Raw genomic sequence first — 22,809 nt, forward strand, 5'->3', positions numbered from 1 at the left:
CCCTTCTAGAACTGTTTAAAATCTTCGATTGGCAAAATCATAACCGTAGCGCCACCAACTTGAACTTCAATTGGAAAGGTATGTTCTGCCGTATCACCGTTCAAGCTGACCGGCGGTGTCATAAATTGTTGTCTAGCGGAACAGGTTTCTTTGATTAGTTTCAAAGTTATATCAACTTTTGAATCATCAACGGCGACCAGATAAGTGGTATTTCCTGCTCGCAGAAAGCTACCGGTGGTCGAGAATCGGGTTGCGATGATATCGTGAGCAACGAAAACTGATCGCAACTTGTTGGCATCTTTGTCTTGAACGATCGCAATGACTAATTTCATAATCAACTCTCCTTAAAATACTCACTGGCAATTTGGTGGATAATCTTAATTGTATCATTAACGACGCGATTAATCGGTTGAGTTGCATCAATACTGATAAATCGGTCGGCATTTTCGTCACGGACCTTCATATAACCCTCATGAACCCGTTTATGAAATTCATTGGTTTCAACATCCAACCGGTCAATTTTACTGCGGTCGCGGTGTTCGGCGATCCGATCCAGGCCAACGTCAACCGGGATATCAAAGTAGATCGTTTTGAACGGTAACAACTTTTCCGTTGCAAACTCATTCATCTTGGCAACTTGTGCCATACCGATCTGACGGCCGGCCCCCTGATAAGCTACTGAACTGTCAACATAACGATCACACAGAACCAATTTATTCTGTTTGAGTGCGGGTAAAATGGTTTCAACCAGATGCTGGCGACGAGCAGCCGCATAAAGCAAGGCTTCCGTTCGATAATCCATCTCAGTATTCTCACGGTCGAGAATGACTTTGCGGATTTCTTCCGAGATTTTATTGCCACCGGGTTCTCGGGTGACCAAAAGTTGATCGCCGATTTCCTGGTTAAAAACTTCAATCACGCGATTCATCACGGAAGTTTTGCCTGCGCCGTCCGGCCCTTCAAAGGTTATAAACTTACCATTCAAAACAATTTCCTCACTTTTAATTTAAATTAATTGTACTTGCTGTTCGTTTGCCTGTCGATTCAGCCAACGCTTATATGGTCCGGATTATTCAAAATTGTCATGATCATAACTGATAACCGAGGGCTGAATTTGGTAATTCTTAATTTTTCGAATTCGTGCCTCTTTATATATGAAGAAATATTTTTGACGGGCCAACGCAGTTTCCTGCTCCATCTCCATATCACTGTCAGCAACCGCTTCTTGGGTTTGAGCAGCATGATCCCACTCTTCTTTCAAATTGTTGATTAACTCCAACAAGCGATCGTCGTATTCACGTTTAACATTTTGCCGTCTTAATCGATTAAAAAACATTCGAAAAATCCCACCTTGTCAAATTAAATTTCAGTCCGTCCTTGGACTGCCTTAAACAACGTGACTTCATCAGCATATTCGATATCTGATCCAACGGATAATCCGTGAGCCAAACGAGTCACTTTGATCCCAGCGGGTTTAATCAACTTGCTCAAGTACATTGCAGTGGCTTCGCCTTCCGGGGTGGCATTGGTGGCCACAATCACTTCTTTAACGGCTTTATTTTGCTGGAGTCGTTTGATCAGTGAACTAATATTAAGGTCTTCAGGTCCTTTGCCTTCAATTGGTGACAGTACCCCATGCAAAACATGATAAAGGCCGTGGTACTCCTGGACCTTTTCCATTACCATCACGTCTTTGGGTTCTTCCACCACTAGGATGGTTGATTGATCACGGGTTTTATCACGACAAATTTCACAGGGATCTTCATCGGTTAGATTACCACAAATCGAACAGTAATGAAGGTCGTTCTTGGTGGCAACCAGCGCCTTTGAAAACGCTTTGACATCATCTTCATTCATATCGACGGTGTAAAAAGCAAGTCTGGTAGCTGTCTTACTCCCGATTCCCGGTAACTTCATATAACTATCAATTAACTTTGCAATTGCTTCAGGATATTGCATACTTTCCCCTTTTTTTCGTGCGGACTACATTCCCGGAATCCCTTTGGTGTATTTACCCATGGTGCTTTCAGTCGCTTTATCAACCTTTGAAAGACCATCATTAACAGCAGCTAATACCAAATCCCCCAACATTTCGGGGTCATCGGGATCAATGGCTTCCGGCTTAATCTGGATATCCTTCATCTTTTTGTCACCGCCAAAGGTCACTTCAACCATGTTATCCGGGGCAACGCCCTTAAATTCCTGCTGTTTAAGATTCTCCTGTTCTTCACCCAGTTGCTTTTGCATCTTTTTCATTTGCTTCATCATCTTGTTCATGTTCATACCGTTCATCATTTTCTTTTCCTCCAATTAATCATCTTTGATATCTAAAATGTCGGTGCCGAAAAGTTCGGCAGCCTTCTTAACGACTGGTTGACTGTCCGGCTCTTCTTTTGTCGGTTCCGGATCGTCATCAGCCGGTTCAGCTTTTGGGTCGTTTGCTTCTTTGGATTGGGAGCCAGCCTTTTTTATCTTGTCTTTGTGACTGGCCAAATACTCACGGCGAATATCGGGCCACTGATTTTCCGGAACAAACACAATTTGAGGGGCTTTTCCCACAATACGATCCAAATTGTTTTCAAGAGCATCCTTCAAATCAGTGTCGCCTTGAGCCTTCTGATACAAAAATGGGTATTCGAAGGCAACAATTACTCCGCCGGCACTGGCAGCCACCGGCGATGACACGTGCATGACAGCCCGTTGGGTCACCGACAAGGCATCCATCAAGTCCGGCCAAACTGATTTAAATTGATTTAATTGTTTCCGGGTGGCTTTACCCAAAATTGGATAGATTTTAGCCAGCTCAATGTGATTGTCCATTGAGTGAGCCTCACTGACTTTGGCAGGCTCCGGCGTGCTGACTGTTGGTGACTGAGGTGTCGATTCCCGTTTGAGATCGGCAACTTCCGCCTTGAGTTCGGCAACTTGCTGCGTCAATTGTTGAATTTCCGCATTAACTTCCGGGGCCGCGGCCGTTTTAGCCGACTGCTGTGATTGTGGTGCTGAAACGGCCTTGGGCTGATTTGTGGCATCCAAATGGGTAATTTTGACCGTCAAGACCTCCAGATAAACATCTGGATGAGCGGTAAACCGCAATGAATTAGAAATCGCATTCAATTCATTAATCATCTGATAAATGGCTTGATCGCTGATCTGGCCACTTAAGGTCTTGAACTGGTCATCAATGATCCCCAGTTCCATTTCTTCAACGATTCCGGGGTCCTGTTGATACAACAGAATATCCTGGCAGTAACTGGTCAAATCTTCAATGAACCGGCTGGCGTCTTTACCCTCATCCAATATTTTTTGAATGGTGATCAACGCGCTCTTGGTGTCCTTGTTGACCACCTGCTGCATATAGGTGGTTAATAATTCATTGGTCACGCTGCCGGTCACAAGTAAGGCGTTCTCATAAGTAATTTTATTGTCACCATAAGACATCGCCTGATCGAGGATACTCAAGGCATCCCGCATCCCGCCCTCAGCAGCTTTGGCAATTAATTTCAAGGCTTTGTCGTCGTACTCAACCTTTTTTTGATCAAGGATATATTTCATTCTTTCCAAAATATCCTGAGGTTTAATCCGCTTAAAGTCAAATTTTTGTGTCCTGGAGATGATCGTTGCCGGAATCTTGTGCGGTTCAGTGGTTGCTAAAATAAAGATTACGTTAGCCGGTGGTTCCTCCAGCGTTTTTAGCAGAGCATTGAAAGCCCCCGTTGAAAGCATATGAACTTCATCGATGATGTAGACTTTGTAATCAGCCTGAGTTGGGGCGTATTTCGCCTTGTCCCGGATATCCCGGATTTCTTCAACACCGTTGTTGGAAGCGGCATCAATCTCAATGACATCATTTAAACTGCCCTCATTAATTGCTTTACAAGTCTCGCACTGGTTGCAGGGCTCACCATCTTTTAAGTAGTGACAGTTCACTGCCTTGGCAAAAATTTTGGCTGCCGAAGTTTTACCTGTTCCCCGAGGACCGGTAAACAAATAGGCATGACTCGTTTGTTTAGTAATTAGCGCATTTTTTAATGTTCTGGTGATAATCGACTGGCCGACGATCTCATCAAATCTTTGTGGTCGCCAAACCCGATATAATGCTTGATAGCTCATTACCAAATCCTCCAAAATAGAATGCCAAATTCTTAAAATCGTTCAATGAAACGTCTAAATAATTATATGATGAATCCAACCAGAGTGCAATCAACGACCGTCTGACTTTCAAGAAATTTCTCCAAAAAAATGCCCCCAGCAAAGTTGCTGAGAGCAAAAGTTCTATGTACAAGAGGCACAAGGTTGATGATACTTAGTGCTGCTTCCTTCCGGACCTGACACAGTTCGTAACCCGACCCTTGCCTCAGGGCCTTGCGGCAATATCTATCATAACTTAAATGATTCAGAATTGCCAGCCTTATTCTTTCTTTTCTTACGCGCAGCCTTGAAGAAATCTTTCATGATCCGCGATGCCGCATCGGCATAAAGCCCTTCAACAACGTTGACTTGATGATTCAATCGGGAATCTTCCAACACTGCATATAAACTTCTGGTTGCGCCGGCTTTGGGATCACGAGAGCCAAAACAAACATTTTCAATCCGCGAATTAATAATCGCTCCGGCACACATCAAGCACGGTTCAATCGTCACATAAAGATCGCAATCAATCAGCCGCCAACTCCGCAGTGTTCGACAAGCCTCTTGGATTGCTAAAATTTCAGCATGGGCCGTACCGTCATTTAAATGTTCTCTTAGATTGTGACCACGCCCGACAATTGTCCCGTCATGGACGACCACGGCGCCAATCGGCACTTCACCGATTAGATAGGCCTTGTTTGCTTCGATCAGTGCAGCTTTCATAAAACGACTATCAGCTTGAAACATTTCGAACCCTCACGATTTCTTGATGCTTTGAAGAATGTAGTAACCTTTGTCCCGTTTTAAAATCTGACAGTCACCAAATAATTCGGTCATCAATTTCTTGGCAGATGGTGCGCCCTGCTTTTTTTGAAGAACCACCGTCAAGGTGCCGCCATCAACTAAGTGATCGACTGCCCCGGAGATCATGGCATCGACAACTTTCTTGCCGGCTCTCACCGGTGGGTTGGTCACGATGGCAGCATACTGATCAGTAATCGCTTCATATATGTTACTTTCAAAAATATGAACGTTATCAACCCGATTAGCGTCGGCATTCTTTTTGGCAAGCGCCAAGGCCACCTCATTGACGTCAATCATATCAATCTGCCGATCCGGAAATGCTTTGGCAATTGAAATGCCAATTGGACCGTACCCGGTTCCCATATCTAACAGTTTGCCGTCAGGAATAAGGTCATAATTAATATGATTAACCAGCACCCGGCTGCCGTAGTCGACCGTATGTTTAGAGAACACACCGTTATCTGAAGTAAACACTAAGTTGTTTCCAAGCAACGCAAAGTTCCATGTAATCGGATCGGATTCAACGTTGGGATTCTTTGAATAATAAAATGATTGTTCTGACATAAAATTCTCCTAAAATGATCTTTTATAATCGTTATCTATATTTGGTGCTTACAATTAGTTTTGTCACAATATATTGTGTTTTAATCGTTGCATTTCACACTATTTAGTGTAAACTTGAATCATAAATTAAATTTTAACGAAACAGGGGAAGTGTTAACAATGGCTAAAATCACACTATATTCAAAGAACAACTGTATGCAATGCAAAATGACAAAACGTTACCTTTCAGAACACAACGTTCAATTTGAGGAACACAACATCAACGAGCAACCACAATATATTGATTACCTGAAACAACGAGGGTTCATGGCTGTCCCCGTTGTCGATGTTGATGGTAAGCAAGCATTCAGCGGCTTTCGACCTGATCAGCTCCAATCGATTGCCGGCTAATTGCCTTCATCCATTCTAACATATTGATTTCAGATTAGCGGGCGAAACCACAAACGGTCTCGCCCCTTTTATTCGCAATTATAAGAAAGCGTGGTACTAAATATGTCACTTCACAACCTTAAGGATGTTACCTACTTTGATTTGAACAACGAAATTAACATCCCCGTCAACGGGCAGATTCCACTGCAAAAAGACAAGGAAGCCCTCGAGGCCTTTTTAAAAGAAAACGTTCAGCCAAACTTAATGAAGTTTGACAGTCTCAGCGATCGGTTTGATTACCTGATCAAAAACAACTATTACGAAGCCGATTTTATTCATAAATATCAACTATCCTTTGTCGAAAAACTGTACCAGTACTTAAACGATCAGGATTTCCACTTTAAATCATTTATGGCAGCCTACAAATTCTACGCCCAATATGCTTTGAAAACCAACGACAATGATTTATATCTGGAAAGCTTCCTGGATCGGGTCGCCGCTAACGCCCTCTTCTTCGCTGACGGTGACGAGCAGTTGGCAATGGATTTGGCCGACGAAATTGTCCACCAGCGTTACCAACCGGCCACACCAAGCTTCTTGAACGCCGGCCGGGAAAATCGTGGCGAATTTGTATCTTGTTTTCTGATTCAAACCACCGATGATATGAATACGATTGGCCGGACGATTAATTCGGCCCTGCAGCTGTCAAGAATTGGCGGTGGCGTTGGAATTAACCTTTCCAATCTTCGTGAAGCCGGTGCCCCAATCAAACATATCGAAGGTGCCGCTTCCGGTGTGGTTCCGGTCATGAAATTACTTGAGGACAGCTTTTCATACTCCAACCAGTTGGGTCAGCGTCAAGGTGCCGGAGTCGTTTACCTCTCAGTCTTTCATCCAGACATTATCGAATTTTTGGGTGCCAAAAAGGAAAACGCCGACGAGAAAATCCGCCTGAAGACTTTATCATTGGGAGTGACCGTTCCCGATAAATTCTACCAATTGATTAAAGCCGATGCTGACATGTACTTATTCAGCCCCTACGATGTTGAACGTGAATACGGCGTGCCATTCTCTTACGTCGACATTACCAAGGAATATGATAATTTGGTTGCCAATGACAAGATCTCCAAAAAGAAGATCAAGGCTCGTGATTTGGAAACTGAAATCAGTAAGCTGCAACAAGAATCAGGTTACCCATACATCATTAATATTGACACTGCCAACCGCTCCAATCCGATTGCCGGTCGAATTGTGATGAGTAACTTATGTTCAGAAATCCTCCAGGTTCAAACCCCATCCACTGTTGATAACCAGCAGCATTACATCAAAATGGGCAAGGATATTTCCTGCAATCTGGGATCAACCAACATTAATAATATGATGGCTGGCGATGACTTTGGTCATTCAGTTGAAAGCATGGTCCGCGCATTAACATTTGTCACCGACCACTCCAACATCGACGTGGTTCCTTCAATTCAAAAAGGCAATAAAGAATCACATTCAATCGGCCTTGGCGGCATGGGACTACACAGTTTCTTAGCCAAGCACCATATGTACTACGGCTCGCCTGAATCGATTGAATTTACCAGTGTCTACTTCATGCTATTAAACTACTGGAGCTTAGTTGCATCTAACAAGATCGCCAAGGAACGCAAAGAAACTTTCGTCAACTTCGAAAACAGCAAGTACGCTGACGGCAGCTATTTTGACAAATATCTGGACGGATCATTTGCACCAAAATCTGCCGAAGTAAAAGCTTTGTTCAAAGACGATTGGATTCCAACTAAGGAAGATTGGGAAAACCTCAAGGAATCAGTCATGAAAGACGGCTTATACCACCAAAATCGGTTAGCAGTTGCGCCAAACGGTTCTATTTCTTACATTAACGATACGACTGCCAGCCTTCACCCGATTATCAACCGAATTGAAGAACGTCAGGAATCCAAGATTGGTAAGATTTATTATCCAGCCCCATACCTTTCAAATGACACAATGCCTTACTATACTTCAGCCTATGACATGGATATGCGTAAGGTGATTGACATCTATGCTGCCGCACAGCAGCATATTGACCAGGGAATGGCATTAACCCTCTTTATGCGTTCAACCATCCCAGAAGGCCTGTATGAATGGAAAAACGGCCGGACAGACAAGATGACGACCCGGGATCTCAATATCTTGAGAAACTACGCATACAAAAAGGGCGTCAAATCAATTTACTATATTCGAACTTTCACTGACGATCAACAAGAAGTTGGTTCCAACGAATGTGAAAGCTGCGTTATTTAAAGGAGAAATTCATGACTGAGAATTATAAAGCAATTAATTGGAACGCCATCGATGACCAAATCGACAAGGCCACTTGGGAAAAATTAACCGAGCAATTCTGGCTGGATACCCGAATTCCCCTGTCAAACGACCTATCGGACTGGCGGACGCTGGATCAAGATCATCAGTGGGTTGTCGGTCACGTCTTCGGGGGCTTAACTTTACTGGATACGCTGCAGTCCCAAGAAGGAATGGCATCGTTGCGGAAAGATGTTCAGACTCAACACGAAACCGCCGTTTTGAACAATATTCAATTTATGGAATCGGTTCATGCCAAGAGTTATTCCTCGATTTTTTCAACCCTCAACACCCCTGATCAAATTGATGAGATTTTTGACTGGAGTGACAGTGAGGAATTCCTACAGAACAAAGCACTCAAAATTCGCGACATTTATGCCAATGAACCAGACCCACTCAAGAAAAAGGTTGCCAGTGTCTTCTTAGAGACTTTCCTGTTCTACTCTGGCTTCTATACCCCACTTTGGTACCTTGGTCACAACAAGATTCCAAATGTGGCGGAAATCATTAAATTGATTCTCCGTGACGAATCAGTCCACGGCACCTACATTGGATATAAATTCCAAATTGGCTACAATCAATTGCCAAAGGAAAAACAAGAAGACATGAAGAACTGGATCTACGACTTCCTGTACAAACTGTATGGTAACGAAGAAAAGTACACCCATATTCTGTACGATCAAACCGGCTGGACAGAAGATGTTCTCACCTTCATTCGTTACAATGCCAATAAAGCGTTGATGAATTTGGGTCAGGATCCGCTCTTCCCAGACACAGCAGAAGATGTTAATCCAGTGGTCATGAACGGAATCTCAACATCGACTGCCAACCACGATTTCTTCTCACAAGTTGGTAATGGCTACCTCTTGGGGAACGTGGAGTCGATGAAAGACTCAGATTACGATATTTAAATAAATACCTCACAGTAACTCAATAAGGCTGATGCATCCCCGCTGGGATGCATCAGCCTTATTTTTGTCTAACAATCACTAATCTACTAAATCCTTTGGAGTCTTCCCGTTGACCATCGTCTCAAGATTCCCCAGTGAGATATCAATCATATTTTTCACAGCTTCACTGGTATGGAATGCGGAATGTGGCGTGACCAAGACGTTTGGCATCAACGCCATCTTCAATACATCCGGATCATTGACTTTTTTGGTTGACCTGGAGTCTTGGAGATCAGCAGATTCATTTTCAATTGTATCGATCCCGGCACCAGCGATTTCACCGCTCTGGAGGGCAAAAATCAAATCATCGGTATCGACAATTGAGCCGCGAGCAGTATTGATGAGGATTGCTGTATCCTTCATTTGCTCAAACACCTCATGGTTAAATTGATGATAATTATCATCAGTTGCCGGCATATGAATTGAGATAATATCGCTCTCCTGATAAATTTGTTCCAAGCTTTTGGCATATACAAACGAGTTGTCGGTATTTTTCAGCGGATACTTGTCATAGGCAATTACCTTTGCCCCCAAGCCTTTGAACAGCTTGATAGCTGCCTGGCCAATCCGTCCGGTTCCAATCACCCCGACGGTCTGTTCGCTGATCAGACGGCCCATGAAGTTGGGCGAAAAATGAAATTCATGCTTTTGATCCAACTGCTGACGCATATAGCCCACTTTTCTAGAGAGGTACAGTGACATCATCACAGCAAATTCAGCAATACTTTCTGGACTGTACGCCGGCACATTGGTAATTTTAACGCCATTGGCTTTAGCGGCTGGTAAATCAATGTTATCAACCCCGACATTTCTGAGCGATAAGTATTTGATTCCTAAGCGTTTAAATGACTCAAATAATTCAGCTGAATATTGAATCGTTTGAAGGCAGGAAATACCGTCAAAGCCGGCTGCTTCTTCAACCGTCTCCTGATTCAAAGTTGTGGTGGTGTATTTCACTTCAATTCCGTGATACTTCCCCCACTTCTCAATAAACGGTATTTCATCATCTCGGACATTGTATACAATAAATTTCATAGTTGCCTCCTAGTGATTTCAGCTTAAATTTGGTTCCGCTTCCATTTTACCAAAAATAATTGTTGAAACAAAATCCAAGTCCACCTGCAGAGGCCAAAGTTGAGTGAATCCCTGTTGACAATAAAAATAGAGCTGGAAATCAAGGACACTTATTTCCAACCCTATTTCAAATTATTTTAGTTGATCAATGAAACGATCAAAGGCTGCTTGACCTTTGTCGTCCCATTTGTAAACGCCGGCATCTTCCAGAACCCTGCCAAAGACTTTGCCAACTTCTTCGTCGACTACCTCTTCAACATTGTCCTTGGTAAAATGGTCACGTTTCATCAATTCATCTGCCCAAGGCTTATGATAATCAGCAATTTGATTATCTTCACCCAAGACATACTTTTCGACTTCTTTCATTTCGGTCTTCAGACGAGCAGGCAAAATTGCCCGGCCCATGACTTCAATCAAGCCAATATTTTCCTTCTTGATGTGTTGAACATCTTGATGAGGATGGAAAATACCATCAGGATACTTGTCAGAAGTTTGATTGTCCCGCAAGACAATATCCATCTCAAACTGGTCATCATTCATTCGGGCAATCGGGGTTACCGTATGATGTCTGGTTCCATCCGTGTAGGCCCGAATATCAACTGACTCATCTGAGTAGTTCTTCCAAGTTTCGGCAATCCGATTGGCAGCATTCACAACTTTATTGGCATCTTTGCTGACCAGGCGAATGGTTGCCATTGGCCATTTGACAATTCCTGCCGACAAGCCATCAATCCCCAAATCAACCGGTCGATCAATCTTGGCTTTCATCATCGGGAACGTGTGGCGACCACCTTGATAGTGATCTTGAGCCAATAAGGAACCACCAACGATTGGTAAATCGGCGTTGCTGCCGACAAAGTAATGTGGGAACTGCTTGATGATGTCAACCAAATTGACAAACGTCCGTTGATCGATTGACATTGGCACGTGCTTTTGGTTAAGGAAAATCGCATGCTCACCAAAGTATGCATAAGGTGAGTATTGGAATCCCCACGGTTCGCCGTTGATCATCATCCGAATAACCCGGTGATTGCTTCGGGCTGGATAGCCTAGGCGGCCGAGATAGCCTTCATTTTCAATGGCTAACGGGCCAACCGGATAACTGGTTGACTTTGCCCGGCCAGCGGCAGCAATCGCCTTAGGATCCTTCTCAGGCTTTGACAGGTTAATGGTAATTTCCAGATTGCCATAATCGGTTTTGGTTTCATATGAAATATTTTTGGCAATCGCCCGAGTCTTAATATAATCATTGTCTTGGCTCATATGATAGAAGTAGTCGGTGGCGGCATCAGGAGATTGTTGATACTTGTTCCAAAAGATCTGATTCAAAGTTGATGGAATTGGTGTTAACAGGTCCATCAGTTGATCTTCAAGAATCTCCCTGTTGGTAATCGAATCTTCGACCTTACCATGTTCAATGGCGAGATCCACCAGATCGTTGGCTAAGTCGACAGCCGACGAATCCTCGGTCGACTCTCCAAAACCATCGCCGATCAGTCTAAAAATCAGGTTGGTGACATAAATCCGGTCAACATCTGAATATGGTGAATCATATTTGATAATTAAATCGACAAACTTTTCAACTGCTGATTGGCTCATGATTACTGATTTCCTTTCCGATCGTCATAACCCTTTGGGTGGGTTTCTTTCCAATTCCAGGCGGTCTTTATAATTTCGTGAACGTCATCAAATTGAGGCTTCCAGCCAAGAATCTTGCGGGCTTTGTCACTCGCTGCGATCAGCGTGCTTGGATCACCTGCACGACGGGGGCCCATTTTGGCAGGAATCGGCTTGCCAGTCACATCACGGGCAGCATCCAACATTTGTTTGTTGGAAAAGCCGGTTGATGAGCCCAAGTTAAAGGCATCACTATCATGACCAGCTTGGAGATACTTCAGTGCCAAGATATGCGCGTCGGCCAAATCAAGCACGTGGACGTAGTCTCTGACGTTCGTGCCATCAGGCGTATCATAATCGTCACCAAAAATCGTCAACTCATCACGTTCGCCGGCAGCAACTTGTAAAATGATGGGGACCAAATGGGTTTCAGGGTGGTGGTCTTCACCAATTGAGCCATCAGGCTTGGCACCTGCAACGTTAAAGTAGCGAAGGGCGACAAACTTAATGCCGTAAGCCACATCACTCCAGTGCATGATCTTTTCCATTGCCAACTTGCTTTCACCGTATGGGTTGGTTGGGACCTGCGGATCAGTTTCTTTAATTGGAATCTGCTTGGGTTCCCCATAGGTAGCGGCCGTTGACGAGAAGACAATCTTCTTAACGTTATGGGCGTTCATCACTTCAAGTAAACTAATCATGCCACCAGTATTATTGTCAAAGTACTTCAATGGCTTTTCCATGGATTCAGGAACAACTGAGAATGCTGCGAAGTGAATGACCCCTTCAATCTCTTCTTTATCAAAGACTTGATTCATAAAGTCTTTGTCACGGACATCACCTTCATAGAAACGGGCCTTGGGATTGATGGCTGCTTTATGGCCGGTAACCAAATTATCAACCACCGCAACGTCATAGCCATTTTCAATTAATCGATCAACCGTGTGCGAACCGATATATCCTGCTCCACCTAGTACTAAAATTGCCATTTAAATATCCTCCTTCTAATCAATTCGTTACTTAATCTCTTTAGGACCATCTGAAATTTCTGCAATGTAGAATTCTGCCGGATGGCCAATCTCTTTCTCATAGACTTCGCCAACATTTTTGGTAAAGGCATCGACTTGATCACGGTCAACAATCGCAATTGCACAACCACCAAATCCGGCACCGGTCATTCGCGCACCGACAACGCCTGGTTGTTTCCAAGCAGTTTCAGCTAATGTATCCAGTTCCTTACCGGTTACTTCGTAATCATAATGCAGTGAAACGTGAGATGCATTGACTAATTTACCAAAGGTTTCCAAGTCATTATTGACCAGCGCATCCTTTGCCTGAAGGGTTCGTTGATTTTCGAATACCGCGTGACGGGCACGACGAATCAAAACATCATCATTGATCAGGTAACTATTTTCATCGAATTCACTTTCACTCAAATCACCAAGAGATTTAATTGGCAATCCCACTTGGAGACGCTTCAAAGCCTCTTCACATTCAGCACGGCGTTCGTTATATTTAGAATCTTGAAGCTCACGATGTTTCTTGGTATTCATAATCACAATAACCCGATCTCCCAATTTGGCGGGAACGTAATCATATTTGAGGGTATTCGTGTCCAGAAGAATTGCTTGATCCTTCTTCCCCATCCCAATGGCAAATTGGTCCATGATACCGGAATTAACACCGATATATTTATTTTCAACCAGTTGACCATATTTAACCAGGTCAAGTTCGTCGATCCCCAGTGAAAAGACATCATTAACAATCTCTGCAGTCAACAGCTCAATAGATGCTGATGAGGATAGTCCGGCACCATCTGGAAGGTTACCATAAACAGCGAGATCAAAGCCATGGCCAATCTTATAGCCGTGTTCGAGAATCTGAACGAGCATGCCTTTTGGATAGTTTGTCCAGCCATCTTCTTTGTTATATGCCAAATTGTCCAACGATACTTCAACAATTCCAGCATCGGAAACGTTGCCGGAGAACATGCGGATCTTGTTGTCTTGGCGTTCTCCATAAGCTGCGTAGATGCCCATGCTGATTGCACAAGGAAATACGTGGCCCCCGTTATAATCAGTGTGTTCACCGATGAGGTTAATTCGACCTGGTGAGAAAAATACTTTGCTTGAGTCATAACCGAACTTGTCATTAAATAGCTTTTGTACGTCATCAGAAATCATAAATTTCATCCCTCTACATATATTTTAGTAAACTTTACTAACCAAAATTTAACTCATTTTGGCAGCGTTGTCAACCTTAACTTCACAATTCCCTCACTTGTAAAATACAATTGAGAATCCTTGATATGATTGAACCACTTGGATGTTGGTGAAGACTTCGTGAATGTGGATAAATTTTATGAAAACGCTTCATCAGTTTCCAAACAAAGCCTTTTATATCAAGGTAAATTTCAGTAAACATTATTTTGATGAAAAATTGTTGGTATTTTTACATTTAACCGCACAAAAAAGCCAGCAGATATCTGTTAAATACCTTCCGGCTGCTGTTTAATTGATTGTCTGCCAGGTTACTTAACCGACAATCAATTAATTTTCGACTCAGTCCGCCTTATTTGGGCTGATTGGCGTCCATAATGTAACAGAGAGCCTTGGAGAGGCCTGCCGGCTTTTTATTGCGCGGTTGATTAACAACCAGGATAATCTGCAGAACCGCGTAAACCAGCCCGCTTCGACGATAATACGCAATATATTTTGACTCCCACTTATCAACGTACTTGTCCTTATAAGACCGGAGTCCCTCAAAACTATAAAGCTTATAACCGTATTGATAGATGAGATGAACAATCCGCTCCTGAGTGAAACTGAAGCGGGAAGTTCCCACATTTGAGAACGGTGACATCCCCAAGTCAAAGTACTTGTATCCTTTATCGTGGGATATTTCATAAAGATTAATCAAAATGCCATCCATGATGCCTGATGGGGCATCGGCGGAGGAACGCATGAGATCAATCGAGGTGACCACTTTATTACCATCCGGCATCAGATTGGCAAACGCAACAATTTTGCCGGCATGGTCTTTCATCACAGCAATCGGTGCCTGCTGAAGGTAGTATTCGTCAAAAAAGCCGAGTGAGAAACCCTTTTCTGCTTTATTATCCAACCACTCGTCAGAAATCTTCCGCAGAGTGGCCAGCAACTCATCTGAAAACGGTGGCTGTAGAATTTCAAACTGGTAGCCTTCGCGATCGAATTTGTGCATTAATGCCCGTTCGCCGCGATGTCGTTTACCACTAAGAGTGAACTGATCCAAGTCAACTAATCCATCCTCACCGGTCTTGATAAAGTCAAACCCGGTTTCGTGAAGGCTCATGGTTAATTCTTCATCAATTTCGTAGAATACCAGTTTCAGATCTGATTTATCAGCTTCCTTGACAAAATCATCAATCGCGTCGGCAAATTGGGCACGATTGCCGACCGGCTCGCCCATAATTAACAGTTTGTCAGCAATTTTCTTGAACATGAAGAAAACCTGATCTTCGCCGTCTTTGCTGTAAAAGTAAATCTGCTTATCGCGCAAGAATGCCAGATGACTATCCTCATTGCCACCGAATTTATCAATCACAGCCTTCACCCGATCGGCATCAAATCGCTGTGTCAGCCATTCTGGATGGCCGGCGGTCAAGTAGGCATTCATCCCAACCAGAACCGCCAGGGCGATCAATAAGCCAACAAAACCGACCAGCCAGGCACCCGCAGATGGAAAAAGATAAGCTTTATCAAAATGGAGATGAAGATTTCGATTGGCAGCAATCCCGATGAGGGTATAAATTGCAAATGTGATGATAAAAATTGACCCATTAAACAGGAACACACCCCAGGAATTAGCCATCCGGTCCCGGTATAACACCGCCTTGGAGAGCCGCAGAGTGATTAGGATGATCACGAACAGCAAGACCATCCGCCAGGTAAACGCCTCGTTAAACCATGTGTTAAATATCGAAATGATCAGCACAAATACCGTAGGGGCATACGCTTTCTTAGTTCGAGTCCAGATACCACTCGCCAAACCGATTAAGAGGAATGCAACAATAATATTCATCATATGACTGACGAAAAAAATCGAATATGGCAATAGTTTGACATACAGTTTATTAACAACCACTACATTGGGAACCGTGGCAAACAACAACATCATAATTCCGGAAAAATACATAAAGCCAGTTAAGAAGACTTGGGCAATCCGTTGAAACAGAAGTCGTGGTAGGTCATCGAGAAAGGTGTTGAGTTTGGACCCGGTATCGTGAATGAACAGACCAGTGCCCACAATGAATGGTAACAAGTAATAAAACAGACGGTAAAGCAGAATCCAGACCAGTGCATCACTTCGGGCAACGCCAATGAATCCCAGTCCAATGATGACAAAGATATCAAAGGACCCTAATCCACCTGGGATCATCGAGACGACCCCGGCAACGTTGGCAACCACAAAAATGGGCACAACCAATCGGAGGTCAACGGGTAGATTCATGAGATAACCAATCAAAATAAAGAACCCCAGGGCACTCCCCCATTCAAGGAACGAGCCGGCGGTCATGACCAGTTCCTGTTTGGTTGACAGGTCACTGAAAAACTGTGAATTAGTCACTTGGGTAAAAATCATCACCCCGGGAAAATATACGGCACCGCCCAATAGCCAAATCCAATAGTGGGCAAATTCTGTCCCGATCCCAAAGCCAAAGATCATGATCAGTGAAACCAAGCAAAGTAAAGAAAGCCCTGATATCAGAAACAAAGCAACTTTAGAAATTGCATAGAGGATCTGTTTGCGGGTGGCCCCTTTGCCATAGAAATGCGCGCGTAAACTGCCGCCCAACAATCCGCCAAACCCCAGTAAATTCGTAAAGGTATTCACCACCCAGCCACTTTTAACGATGTAGCCGGGTGAAAATTTAGTTGGTAAAAACTGAACAATTGAATAGTCGTACACCAGCATCGGCAGAATTGAAATAAAGCCTGCCACCAGCATTATCAAAAGAGCGCCGCGACTTTGACTGGCCAGAACGGTTTTGAACTGTTCACCGTTGACTTCACGGATAATCTTAGCCAACTGTCGAATAACAAAAATCAAAACGGAGAAGACAAAAATCAGCTTGATCATGGTCATCCGTTTGTCGATGAATTCTTTGACACGTGTCATTATTGTTCCACCATCATTTCATTTTGAATATGTACTCTTCGTCTATTATGCCAATTAATTGAATTTCACACAACAAAGGTGCACAAAAAAACTGTGCATCGACAATGTCGATACACAGTTCTGAGAACAATTATGATTAAGCAATGAATTACTTAAGGGTAACAGTTCCACCAACGGCTTCAAGTTGTTCCTTGATCTTGTTGGCTTCGTCTTCTGAAGCGCCTTCCTTGATGATTGATGGAACCTTATCAACAAGTCCTTTAGCGTCTTTCAAACCAAGACCGGTGATGTCACGGATAGCCTTGATGGCTTTAACCTTTTGGTCACCTGATTCAGTTAATTCAACATCGTATGAATCTTTGGTAGCACTGTCGCCACCAGCAGCACCTGCAGCAGCAACTGGTGCAGCAGCAGAAACGCCGAATTCGTCTTCAATTGACTTAACCAAGTCGTTAAGGTCAGAGATTGAAGCATCTTTTAATTGGTCAATAATATTATCTTTATCAAAAGCCATTTTATTTTCCTCCATTAATTGGAATTTATTTAGTTCTGATTAGGCAGCGTCGCCATCGTCAGATTGTTTCTTATCAGCAATTGCTTTAACCCCATATGCAAAGTTACGTACAGGTGCTTGAAGAATGTTAGCAAGAGTAGATAACAATTCTTCACGGCTAGGCAATGCAGCATAAGCAGTAATTTCTTCAAGACTGGCAACTTCACCATCGATAACGCCACCCTTAAGCTTAAGTTTGTCGTTAGTCTTTGCAAAGTTGTGGACAATCTTAGGTCCGGCAACAGGATCTTCTGACGAGAAGACAACAGCAGTTGGGCCGTTGAAAGTTGGTTTCAAATCATCAAAACCGGCTTCAGCAGCAGCACGGTCCATTACCTTGTTCTTGATAACTTCCATCTTAACGCCTTCATCACGTAATTGCTGACGTAAATCAGTTACCTCGGCAACAGTTAAACCACGGTAGTTAATGATAACGACAGATGAAGCATTCTTCAATTCTTCAGTAACAGATGCAACCTTTTTTGCTTTAATCGCAACAGTTTGTTCACTCACGAATTTCACCTCCCAAAAATTTGTTGGGACTTAATAAAAAATCCCTATGCCCACCCAGACATAGGAAAAAAGTAAACTTACTTTCCTCGGCAGGATATTAAGGCATAGAAGCCACCTGAGTCTTAGGCGAATATATCAGCAACTAACAGTCTATCACACAAAGTAATAACCCGTCAATTAGGGATTTTTTATTTAAATCGAAACTAATTAAGCTTCAACGCTTGAGAATGAGTCAAGGTCAACTTTGACGCCAGGGCCAAATGTAGTTGAGATTGAAACGTTGTTAACGTAAACACCACGTACAGAAGCTGGACGTGCCTTCACAATAACATCCTCAATTGTCTTCAGGTTACCAACAAGCTTGTCGGTATCAAATGAAGCTTTACCAACTGGAACGGCAACGTTACCGTCACGGTCAGTCCGGTAAGTAACCTTACCAGCTTTTGATTCTTTAACCGCTTTGGCAACATCCATGGTAACAGTTCCAGTCTTAGGGTTTGGCATCAAACCTTTAGGTCCAAGAACTCGACCTAAACGACCAACTTGAGCCATCATATCAGGTGTTGCAATGGCAACATCGAAGTCAAGCCAACCATCTTGGATCTTTTGAACTAAGTCAGCGTCACCGACAAAATCTGCACCGGCATCTTGAGCTGCCTTAGCGTTGTCACCCTTGGCGAATACAACAACGGTCTGTTCCTTACCAGTTCCATTAGGTAAGACAACGGCACCACGTAATTGTTGATCGGCCTGCTTAGTATCAACGTTTAATTTGAACACAATTTCGACAGTTGAGTCGAATTTAGCAAAATCAATATCTTTAATCAATTCAACAGCATCTTTGATTGGGTATGCTTTTTCAGCATCAACCTTTTCAAGGGCTGCCTTGTAGTTTTTACCTCTTTTACGAGCCATGTGTGTTTTCCTCCTTGCTTGTGGTTATAACGGATTAACCTCCCACGCGATGTGAAACAGTGTGTCATCGTTAAAGTAACGACGTAACCGGGTTGACTATCCTTCGACAGTAAAGCCCATGCTGCGTGCAGTACCTTCAACCATGCGCATTGCTGCTTCAACATCAGCTGCGTTTAGGTCTTTCATCTTAGTTTCGGCAATTTCTTTAACTTGGTCTTTGGTAACAGTTGCAACCTTGTTAGTATTTGGTTCGCCGGAACCCTTTTGAACACCAGCAGCTTTCTTGAGTAACACAGCAGCAGGTGGAGTCTTGGTGATGAAGTCGAATGAACGATCTTCATACACAGTGATAACTACAGGAATAATCATCCCTGCCTGATCGGCAGTACGTGCGTTAAATTCCTTAGTGAATCCCATGATGTTGATACCTGCTTGACCTAATGCAGGACCAACTGGAGGGGCAGGTGTTGCTTTGCCCGCTGGAATTTGCAACTTAACAATATTCGCTACTTTTTTAGCCACGAGACATAACCTCCTTAAGTCCGTGTGTGGTAAATGGAGATCAAAATTTCTCCTCCCACGTTGGTATGCTTAAACATACCATACTAATATAACATAAACATTTTCATTCAACAACCTAAATTATTGGTTCCAAAGAAACTTGGCAATTTCTTGGTCGACAATGACATTTTCATGAAGCAGCCGATGGGTTGCCCGTTTGCCTCGAATCACCAATTCATGGTATTGCGCGGCCGGATCCTGCAGTAAATAGCGCAATGAAAAAGCACTGTTCACCGAGACTTCTCCGTCATTTTGCTGGGTGTTGCTGATCCGGCCGGCAATATTGAGAACCTTAATGTCCCTTGGAATTGCAAAAACGCGTTGTGACAGCGCCCGATAAATCGGCATTCGTTTGGTTGGCCCCTTGGCGTTCAACGGATAAGCGTCAACTTTATCGGTACTTCTGGCAATCTCTGAATCATTGAATGGTCCGGCGATCGCCACAACATGCTTCACGCTGACAGGCGTCATTTTGCTCTGGTGGGTCAGAAACCAAAAATGGTAATACAGCCCATGGAATGGCCAACCAGATTGATCTCTTCAACACCATAGCGGGTATTGAGCACCTCCAAAACTTCAGAGAGCCACACTGCCTGCTGCCTTGGGCGGGAAGACTTGTCGGCAAAAAGAACTTGGATCAGGACCTTTGACTTCGCCAGATGGCCTGAAACATGGATTTTACCGTGGCGGTCGACTTTGATGACCATCGATTTGTTAGCACCGTACTGTCGAGTTAATCGATTGATGAGTCTGCCAAATGACAATCGATTACCAAAGTAGCCCGGAATAAAAAGTGTGGGAATGGCCTCAATCCCATTTGCCGGATCGGAGTCAATACCAACCTGGTTGGGCGTTCCAAGCCGAATCAGCCGGCCGACAACCACCATCGCAATCAGCAAAACAATTATCAAACCAGCCATCCATACCATCGTGACCACCTACTTTTGGTTAAAGGGTTGTATCAATTTGATTGAAGTCAAGATCTGTACTGGTCTCACGGCCAAACATTTCGATATTAACCTTAAGCCGTTGCTTTTCGTTATCAACTTCGGTTACCTTGCCATCAAGGCCGGTGAAGGCACCATCAACAATTTTAACCGTATCGCCAATGTTGACATCCAAATCTTCATGGCGAGAACTCATGCCAATCCGTTTGAGTACCAAATCAACCTCATCCGGCAGCAATGGCGTTGGCTTACTTCCCTGTCCATGAGAGCCGACGAATCCGGTCACTCCGGGAGTGTTTCTGACAATGTACCAAGCTTGGTCGGTCATGATCATTTCCACCAGCACGTAGCCGGGGAAAGTCTTGTCCATCTTAACTTTGTCCTTACCGTTCTTTACTTCATGTTCTTCTTGTTCAGGGACAACCGTTCTGAAGATGTAATCCTGCATCCCCATAGATTCTTTTCGACTGTCCAAATTCATCTTAACTTTGTTTTCGTATCCAGAATAAGTATGCAAAACATACCATTGCTTTTCTGCTGACTCGACCATGTTTTTCTGCTCCTTCGTAATTCCAGTAAATGAGTTCAAATAAAAAAACCTGACACTTTTCGCAGGTTTCAACAACTTAACTATATCAAACATTGACTCAAAAGGCTATGCCAGAAATTGGAGTGCCCATTGAACGATCCAGTCAACCAAGCCTAAAAAGATGGCCATGATGATTGAAGTCCCGATAACGGTACTGGTATCAGTCCGCGTCTGAGATGCGTTGGGCCAAGTGACCACTTTCATTTCCTGAGCAACTTTTTTGAAAAAATTAATTAATCGCAAAATTTTATCCCCTTATATCATGATTAACGAGTTTCTTTATGCAAAGTATACTTACCGCAATACTTGCAAAACTTATTGAGCTCCAAGCGTTTGGTTCGATTGGGGTTGGCGGGAATCGTATAATTCCGTGAACCGCAAACTGAACAAGCCAGAGCAACTTTTCTTTGTGCCATAGCGGCACCTCCTTACAAGCATAGTAATAATAGCATTCAAAAACAATTCCGTCAATTTATCTCACCGTCAAATTTGCGCCGACAGCGTTCAAAAGCGTTGATAATTCCTCTTTGCGCTTTGGGATCCAAATCCGCATAACCATTTTCACTGAGCATCAGGTTAAACGCCCGCTTTTCCAATGGTGAACAGCTGCTGTATAGTTTGCGGAGTGCATCATCGACGATCACCGCATCAATTGGACTACTAGCTGAGTTATCGGCGATTTTGGCGGCGTAAAAATACTCGTTGGCTTCAAATGATGTCAATGGTTCTACCGGCACCCGTTTTTGGGCATTGTTGGTGCGAATCAGGTCAAACAAGCGATTTCGCAGATTATGACTGAAAAAGGTTCCAAAACTGACTTTTCTTGCAGCTTCAAACCGGCACGCCGAGCGAAACAGAACCATTCGGGCTTCCTGGTCCAGGTCGTCTTTATCGTAGCCGTTGATATAATACTGGCGTTTGTACTTGCGGACGATTGGATAATATTGGTGAAATAACTGCGCAAAGGCCTCTTCATTTCGTTTAGCTGTTTGACGAATCAGTTCAAGTCGATTGTTAGGTAACATATTGTTATCCCCCTCAAATGTTTTTATTAATCAGATTCGATTACGAAAAACATTAACGGAGGATTCAACTTCCGGCAAGACGAACCAGCGTTCATTCAGTGAATATCCCACCTATACCAATTTTAAAATATCAGCATACTAATATTTTTATTGACCATCATGCATCATTTTGTCCCGCAGCTTCTCTAATTCAAGGAGCTGTTTGGCGTCAAATGGCGTGTGGCGAAACACTTGGCCTTGATCAGTCATCTTGCGCGCTTCAGTATCAACTTCCTGTTTGGCACGCTGAACATCTCTGAGCAATTCTCTGGCTGGGATCCGCAATGCGCCGGCAGCAAAAATCGTCCATTGCTCGGCTTGATCGCTGGTAGCAACGATCACCTGGGTAAATCGATTTTGCTTGCGATGGGCCAAGGCCTCAATGTAACTATCGGCAGTCTGATCCTTACTGGTCCAGACAATCTCCATATCAAACTTACGGAAGCTTTTTGAATTACCGGGAACGTACATCGCGTCAAAAACGACGATCATATTGATGTCCCGGTACTTTTTATATTCCGACAATTCAGCCAGCAGTTGATCGCGGGCATCTTCTAAACGGTTGGCCTGCTTGAGCTTGTTGAGGTGCGGCCAATTGCCGATCATATTATAGGCATCAACAATTAACAGGTCTTCTTTCATTATTTCTCAC

At 43.5% G+C, this 22,809-nt stretch carries 27 protein-coding genes, 1 other RNA gene and 1 other annotated feature; of the genes, 3 read left to right on the top strand and 25 right to left on the bottom strand.

Features of this window, described 5'->3' with window-relative positions; translation table 11 throughout:
- Positions 1-5 precede the first annotated feature (5 nt).
- The 9 genes from KE627_RS01175 to KE627_RS01215 form a co-directional block, all read right to left on the bottom strand.
- Positions 6-332, bottom strand: coding sequence for a cyclic-di-AMP receptor (locus tag KE627_RS01175; protein ID WP_013728168.1), 327 nt, complete (start codon positions 330-332; stop codon positions 6-8).
- Positions 333-334: 2 nt separating this feature from the next.
- Complete coding sequence (gene tmk / locus KE627_RS01180; protein ID WP_013728169.1) at positions 335-985, bottom strand: dTMP kinase; 651 nt, start codon at positions 983-985, stop codon at positions 335-337.
- 84 nt (positions 986-1,069) lie between these two features.
- Entirely contained in the window at positions 1,070-1,336 is a 267-nt protein-coding gene (locus tag KE627_RS01185) for a YaaL family protein (RefSeq protein ID WP_013728170.1), read from the bottom strand.
- Positions 1,337-1,359: 23 nt separating this feature from the next.
- Entirely contained in the window at positions 1,360-1,959 is a 600-nt protein-coding gene (gene recR, locus KE627_RS01190) for a recombination mediator RecR (RefSeq protein WP_013728171.1), read from the bottom strand.
- 24 nt (positions 1,960-1,983) lie between these two features.
- Positions 1,984-2,295: a YbaB/EbfC family nucleoid-associated protein gene (locus KE627_RS01195; protein ID WP_013728172.1), complete on the bottom strand. Its 312-nt coding sequence runs from the start codon at positions 2,293-2,295 to the stop codon at positions 1,984-1,986.
- 15 nt (positions 2,296-2,310) lie between these two features.
- Positions 2,311-4,113: a DNA polymerase III subunit gamma/tau gene (gene dnaX / locus KE627_RS01200; RefSeq protein WP_013728173.1), complete on the bottom strand. Its 1,803-nt coding sequence runs from the start codon at positions 4,111-4,113 to the stop codon at positions 2,311-2,313.
- Positions 4,114-4,277: 164 nt separating this feature from the next.
- An RNA gene (gene ffs, locus KE627_RS01205) (signal recognition particle sRNA small type) lies at positions 4,278-4,364 on the bottom strand.
- A 16-nt stretch (positions 4,365-4,380) separates the two neighbouring features.
- Complete coding sequence (gene tadA, locus KE627_RS01210; protein ID WP_013728174.1) at positions 4,381-4,878, bottom strand: tRNA adenosine(34) deaminase TadA; 498 nt, start codon at positions 4,876-4,878, stop codon at positions 4,381-4,383.
- A 9-nt stretch (positions 4,879-4,887) separates the two neighbouring features.
- On the bottom strand, positions 4,888-5,499 hold the full coding sequence (locus tag KE627_RS01215) for a class I SAM-dependent methyltransferase (protein ID WP_013728175.1): 612 nt from the start codon (positions 5,497-5,499) through the stop codon (positions 4,888-4,890).
- Between the two features lie 159 nt (positions 5,500-5,658).
- On the opposite strand from KE627_RS01215, the gene nrdH reads away from it, so the two are divergent.
- The 3 genes from nrdH to nrdF all read left to right on the top strand — a co-directional run bounded on the left by nrdH (position 5,659) and on the right by nrdF (position 9,125).
- Entirely contained in the window at positions 5,659-5,889 is a 231-nt protein-coding gene (gene nrdH, locus KE627_RS01220; protein ID WP_013728176.1) for a glutaredoxin-like protein NrdH, read from the top strand.
- Positions 5,890-5,991: 102 nt separating this feature from the next.
- On the top strand, positions 5,992-8,157 hold the full coding sequence (gene nrdE / locus KE627_RS01225; RefSeq protein ID WP_056939122.1) for a class 1b ribonucleoside-diphosphate reductase subunit alpha: 2,166 nt from the start codon (positions 5,992-5,994) through the stop codon (positions 8,155-8,157).
- Positions 8,158-8,168: 11 nt separating this feature from the next.
- Positions 8,169-9,125: a class 1b ribonucleoside-diphosphate reductase subunit beta gene (gene nrdF, locus KE627_RS01230; RefSeq protein WP_013728178.1), complete on the top strand. Its 957-nt coding sequence runs from the start codon at positions 8,169-8,171 to the stop codon at positions 9,123-9,125.
- A 78-nt stretch (positions 9,126-9,203) separates the two neighbouring features.
- Here the strand turns inward: nrdF and KE627_RS01235 are convergent, their stop codons facing one another.
- The 16 genes from KE627_RS01235 to KE627_RS01305 all read right to left on the bottom strand — a co-directional run bounded on the left by KE627_RS01235 (position 9,204) and on the right by KE627_RS01305 (position 22,799).
- Positions 9,204-10,199 carry a D-2-hydroxyacid dehydrogenase gene (locus KE627_RS01235; protein WP_013728179.1) on the bottom strand — a complete coding sequence of 332 codons (996 nt, stop codon included), beginning with the start codon at positions 10,197-10,199 and terminating at the stop codon, positions 9,204-9,206.
- Between the two features lie 171 nt (positions 10,200-10,370).
- A complete protein-coding gene (locus KE627_RS01240; protein ID WP_056939120.1) occupies positions 10,371-11,837 on the bottom strand; it encodes a UDP-glucose--hexose-1-phosphate uridylyltransferase in 1,467 nt (488 codons plus the stop codon).
- Between the two features lie 2 nt (positions 11,838-11,839).
- Positions 11,840-12,844 carry a UDP-glucose 4-epimerase GalE gene (galE, locus tag KE627_RS01245; RefSeq protein ID WP_013728181.1) on the bottom strand — a complete coding sequence of 335 codons (1,005 nt, stop codon included), beginning with the start codon at positions 12,842-12,844 and terminating at the stop codon, positions 11,840-11,842.
- A gap of 27 nt (positions 12,845-12,871) precedes the next feature.
- On the bottom strand, positions 12,872-14,038 hold the full coding sequence (locus tag KE627_RS01250) for a galactokinase (protein WP_013728182.1): 1,167 nt from the start codon (positions 14,036-14,038) through the stop codon (positions 12,872-12,874).
- A gap of 388 nt (positions 14,039-14,426) precedes the next feature.
- Positions 14,427-17,015, bottom strand: a complete 2,589-nt coding sequence (gene mprF / locus KE627_RS01255; protein ID WP_056939119.1) for a bifunctional lysylphosphatidylglycerol flippase/synthetase MprF — start codon at positions 17,013-17,015, stop codon at positions 14,427-14,429.
- Between the two features lie 148 nt (positions 17,016-17,163).
- The gene (gene rplL, locus KE627_RS01260; RefSeq protein WP_013728257.1) at positions 17,164-17,529 is read right to left on the bottom strand and encodes a 50S ribosomal protein L7/L12; all 366 of its coding nucleotides are present in this window, start codon (positions 17,527-17,529) and stop codon (positions 17,164-17,166) included.
- A gap of 39 nt (positions 17,530-17,568) precedes the next feature.
- On the bottom strand, positions 17,569-18,081 hold the full coding sequence (rplJ, locus tag KE627_RS01265; RefSeq protein WP_013728258.1) for a 50S ribosomal protein L10: 513 nt from the start codon (positions 18,079-18,081) through the stop codon (positions 17,569-17,571).
- Positions 18,082-18,107: 26 nt separating this feature from the next.
- Positions 18,108-18,226: a sequence feature (ribosomal protein L10 leader region), on the bottom strand.
- A gap of 62 nt (positions 18,227-18,288) precedes the next feature.
- Positions 18,289-18,996, bottom strand: coding sequence for a 50S ribosomal protein L1 (rplA, locus tag KE627_RS01270; protein ID WP_014940164.1), 708 nt, complete (start codon positions 18,994-18,996; stop codon positions 18,289-18,291).
- Between the two features lie 96 nt (positions 18,997-19,092).
- A complete protein-coding gene (gene rplK, locus KE627_RS01275) occupies positions 19,093-19,518 on the bottom strand; it encodes a 50S ribosomal protein L11 (protein ID WP_013728260.1) in 426 nt (141 codons plus the stop codon).
- Between the two features lie 120 nt (positions 19,519-19,638).
- Complete coding sequence (locus KE627_RS12430) at positions 19,639-20,028, bottom strand: alpha/beta hydrolase (protein ID WP_283244066.1); 390 nt, start codon at positions 20,026-20,028, stop codon at positions 19,639-19,641.
- 14 nt (positions 20,029-20,042) lie between these two features.
- Positions 20,043-20,477 carry an alpha/beta hydrolase gene (locus KE627_RS12435; RefSeq protein WP_263862224.1) on the bottom strand — a complete coding sequence of 145 codons (435 nt, stop codon included), beginning with the start codon at positions 20,475-20,477 and terminating at the stop codon, positions 20,043-20,045.
- A 28-nt stretch (positions 20,478-20,505) separates the two neighbouring features.
- A complete protein-coding gene (gene nusG / locus KE627_RS01285) occupies positions 20,506-21,054 on the bottom strand; it encodes a transcription termination/antitermination protein NusG (protein WP_013728262.1) in 549 nt (182 codons plus the stop codon).
- Positions 21,055-21,159: 105 nt separating this feature from the next.
- Positions 21,160-21,336 (bottom strand): preprotein translocase subunit SecE, encoded by a 177-nt coding sequence (gene secE, locus KE627_RS01290; protein ID WP_013728263.1) that lies wholly within the window; start codon positions 21,334-21,336, stop codon positions 21,160-21,162.
- 23 nt (positions 21,337-21,359) lie between these two features.
- Complete coding sequence (rpmG, locus tag KE627_RS01295) at positions 21,360-21,509, bottom strand: 50S ribosomal protein L33 (protein WP_008858258.1); 150 nt, start codon at positions 21,507-21,509, stop codon at positions 21,360-21,362.
- A 51-nt stretch (positions 21,510-21,560) separates the two neighbouring features.
- Positions 21,561-22,118, bottom strand: a complete 558-nt coding sequence (locus tag KE627_RS01300; protein ID WP_014940166.1) for a sigma-70 family RNA polymerase sigma factor — start codon at positions 22,116-22,118, stop codon at positions 21,561-21,563.
- A 147-nt stretch (positions 22,119-22,265) separates the two neighbouring features.
- Positions 22,266-22,799: an NYN domain-containing protein gene (locus KE627_RS01305; protein ID WP_013728265.1), complete on the bottom strand. Its 534-nt coding sequence runs from the start codon at positions 22,797-22,799 to the stop codon at positions 22,266-22,268.
- Between the last annotated feature and the right edge of the window lie 10 nt (positions 22,800-22,809).

Source organism: Lentilactobacillus buchneri (assembly GCF_018314255.1).
Taxonomy (GTDB): domain Bacteria; phylum Bacillota; class Bacilli; order Lactobacillales; family Lactobacillaceae; genus Lentilactobacillus; species Lentilactobacillus buchneri.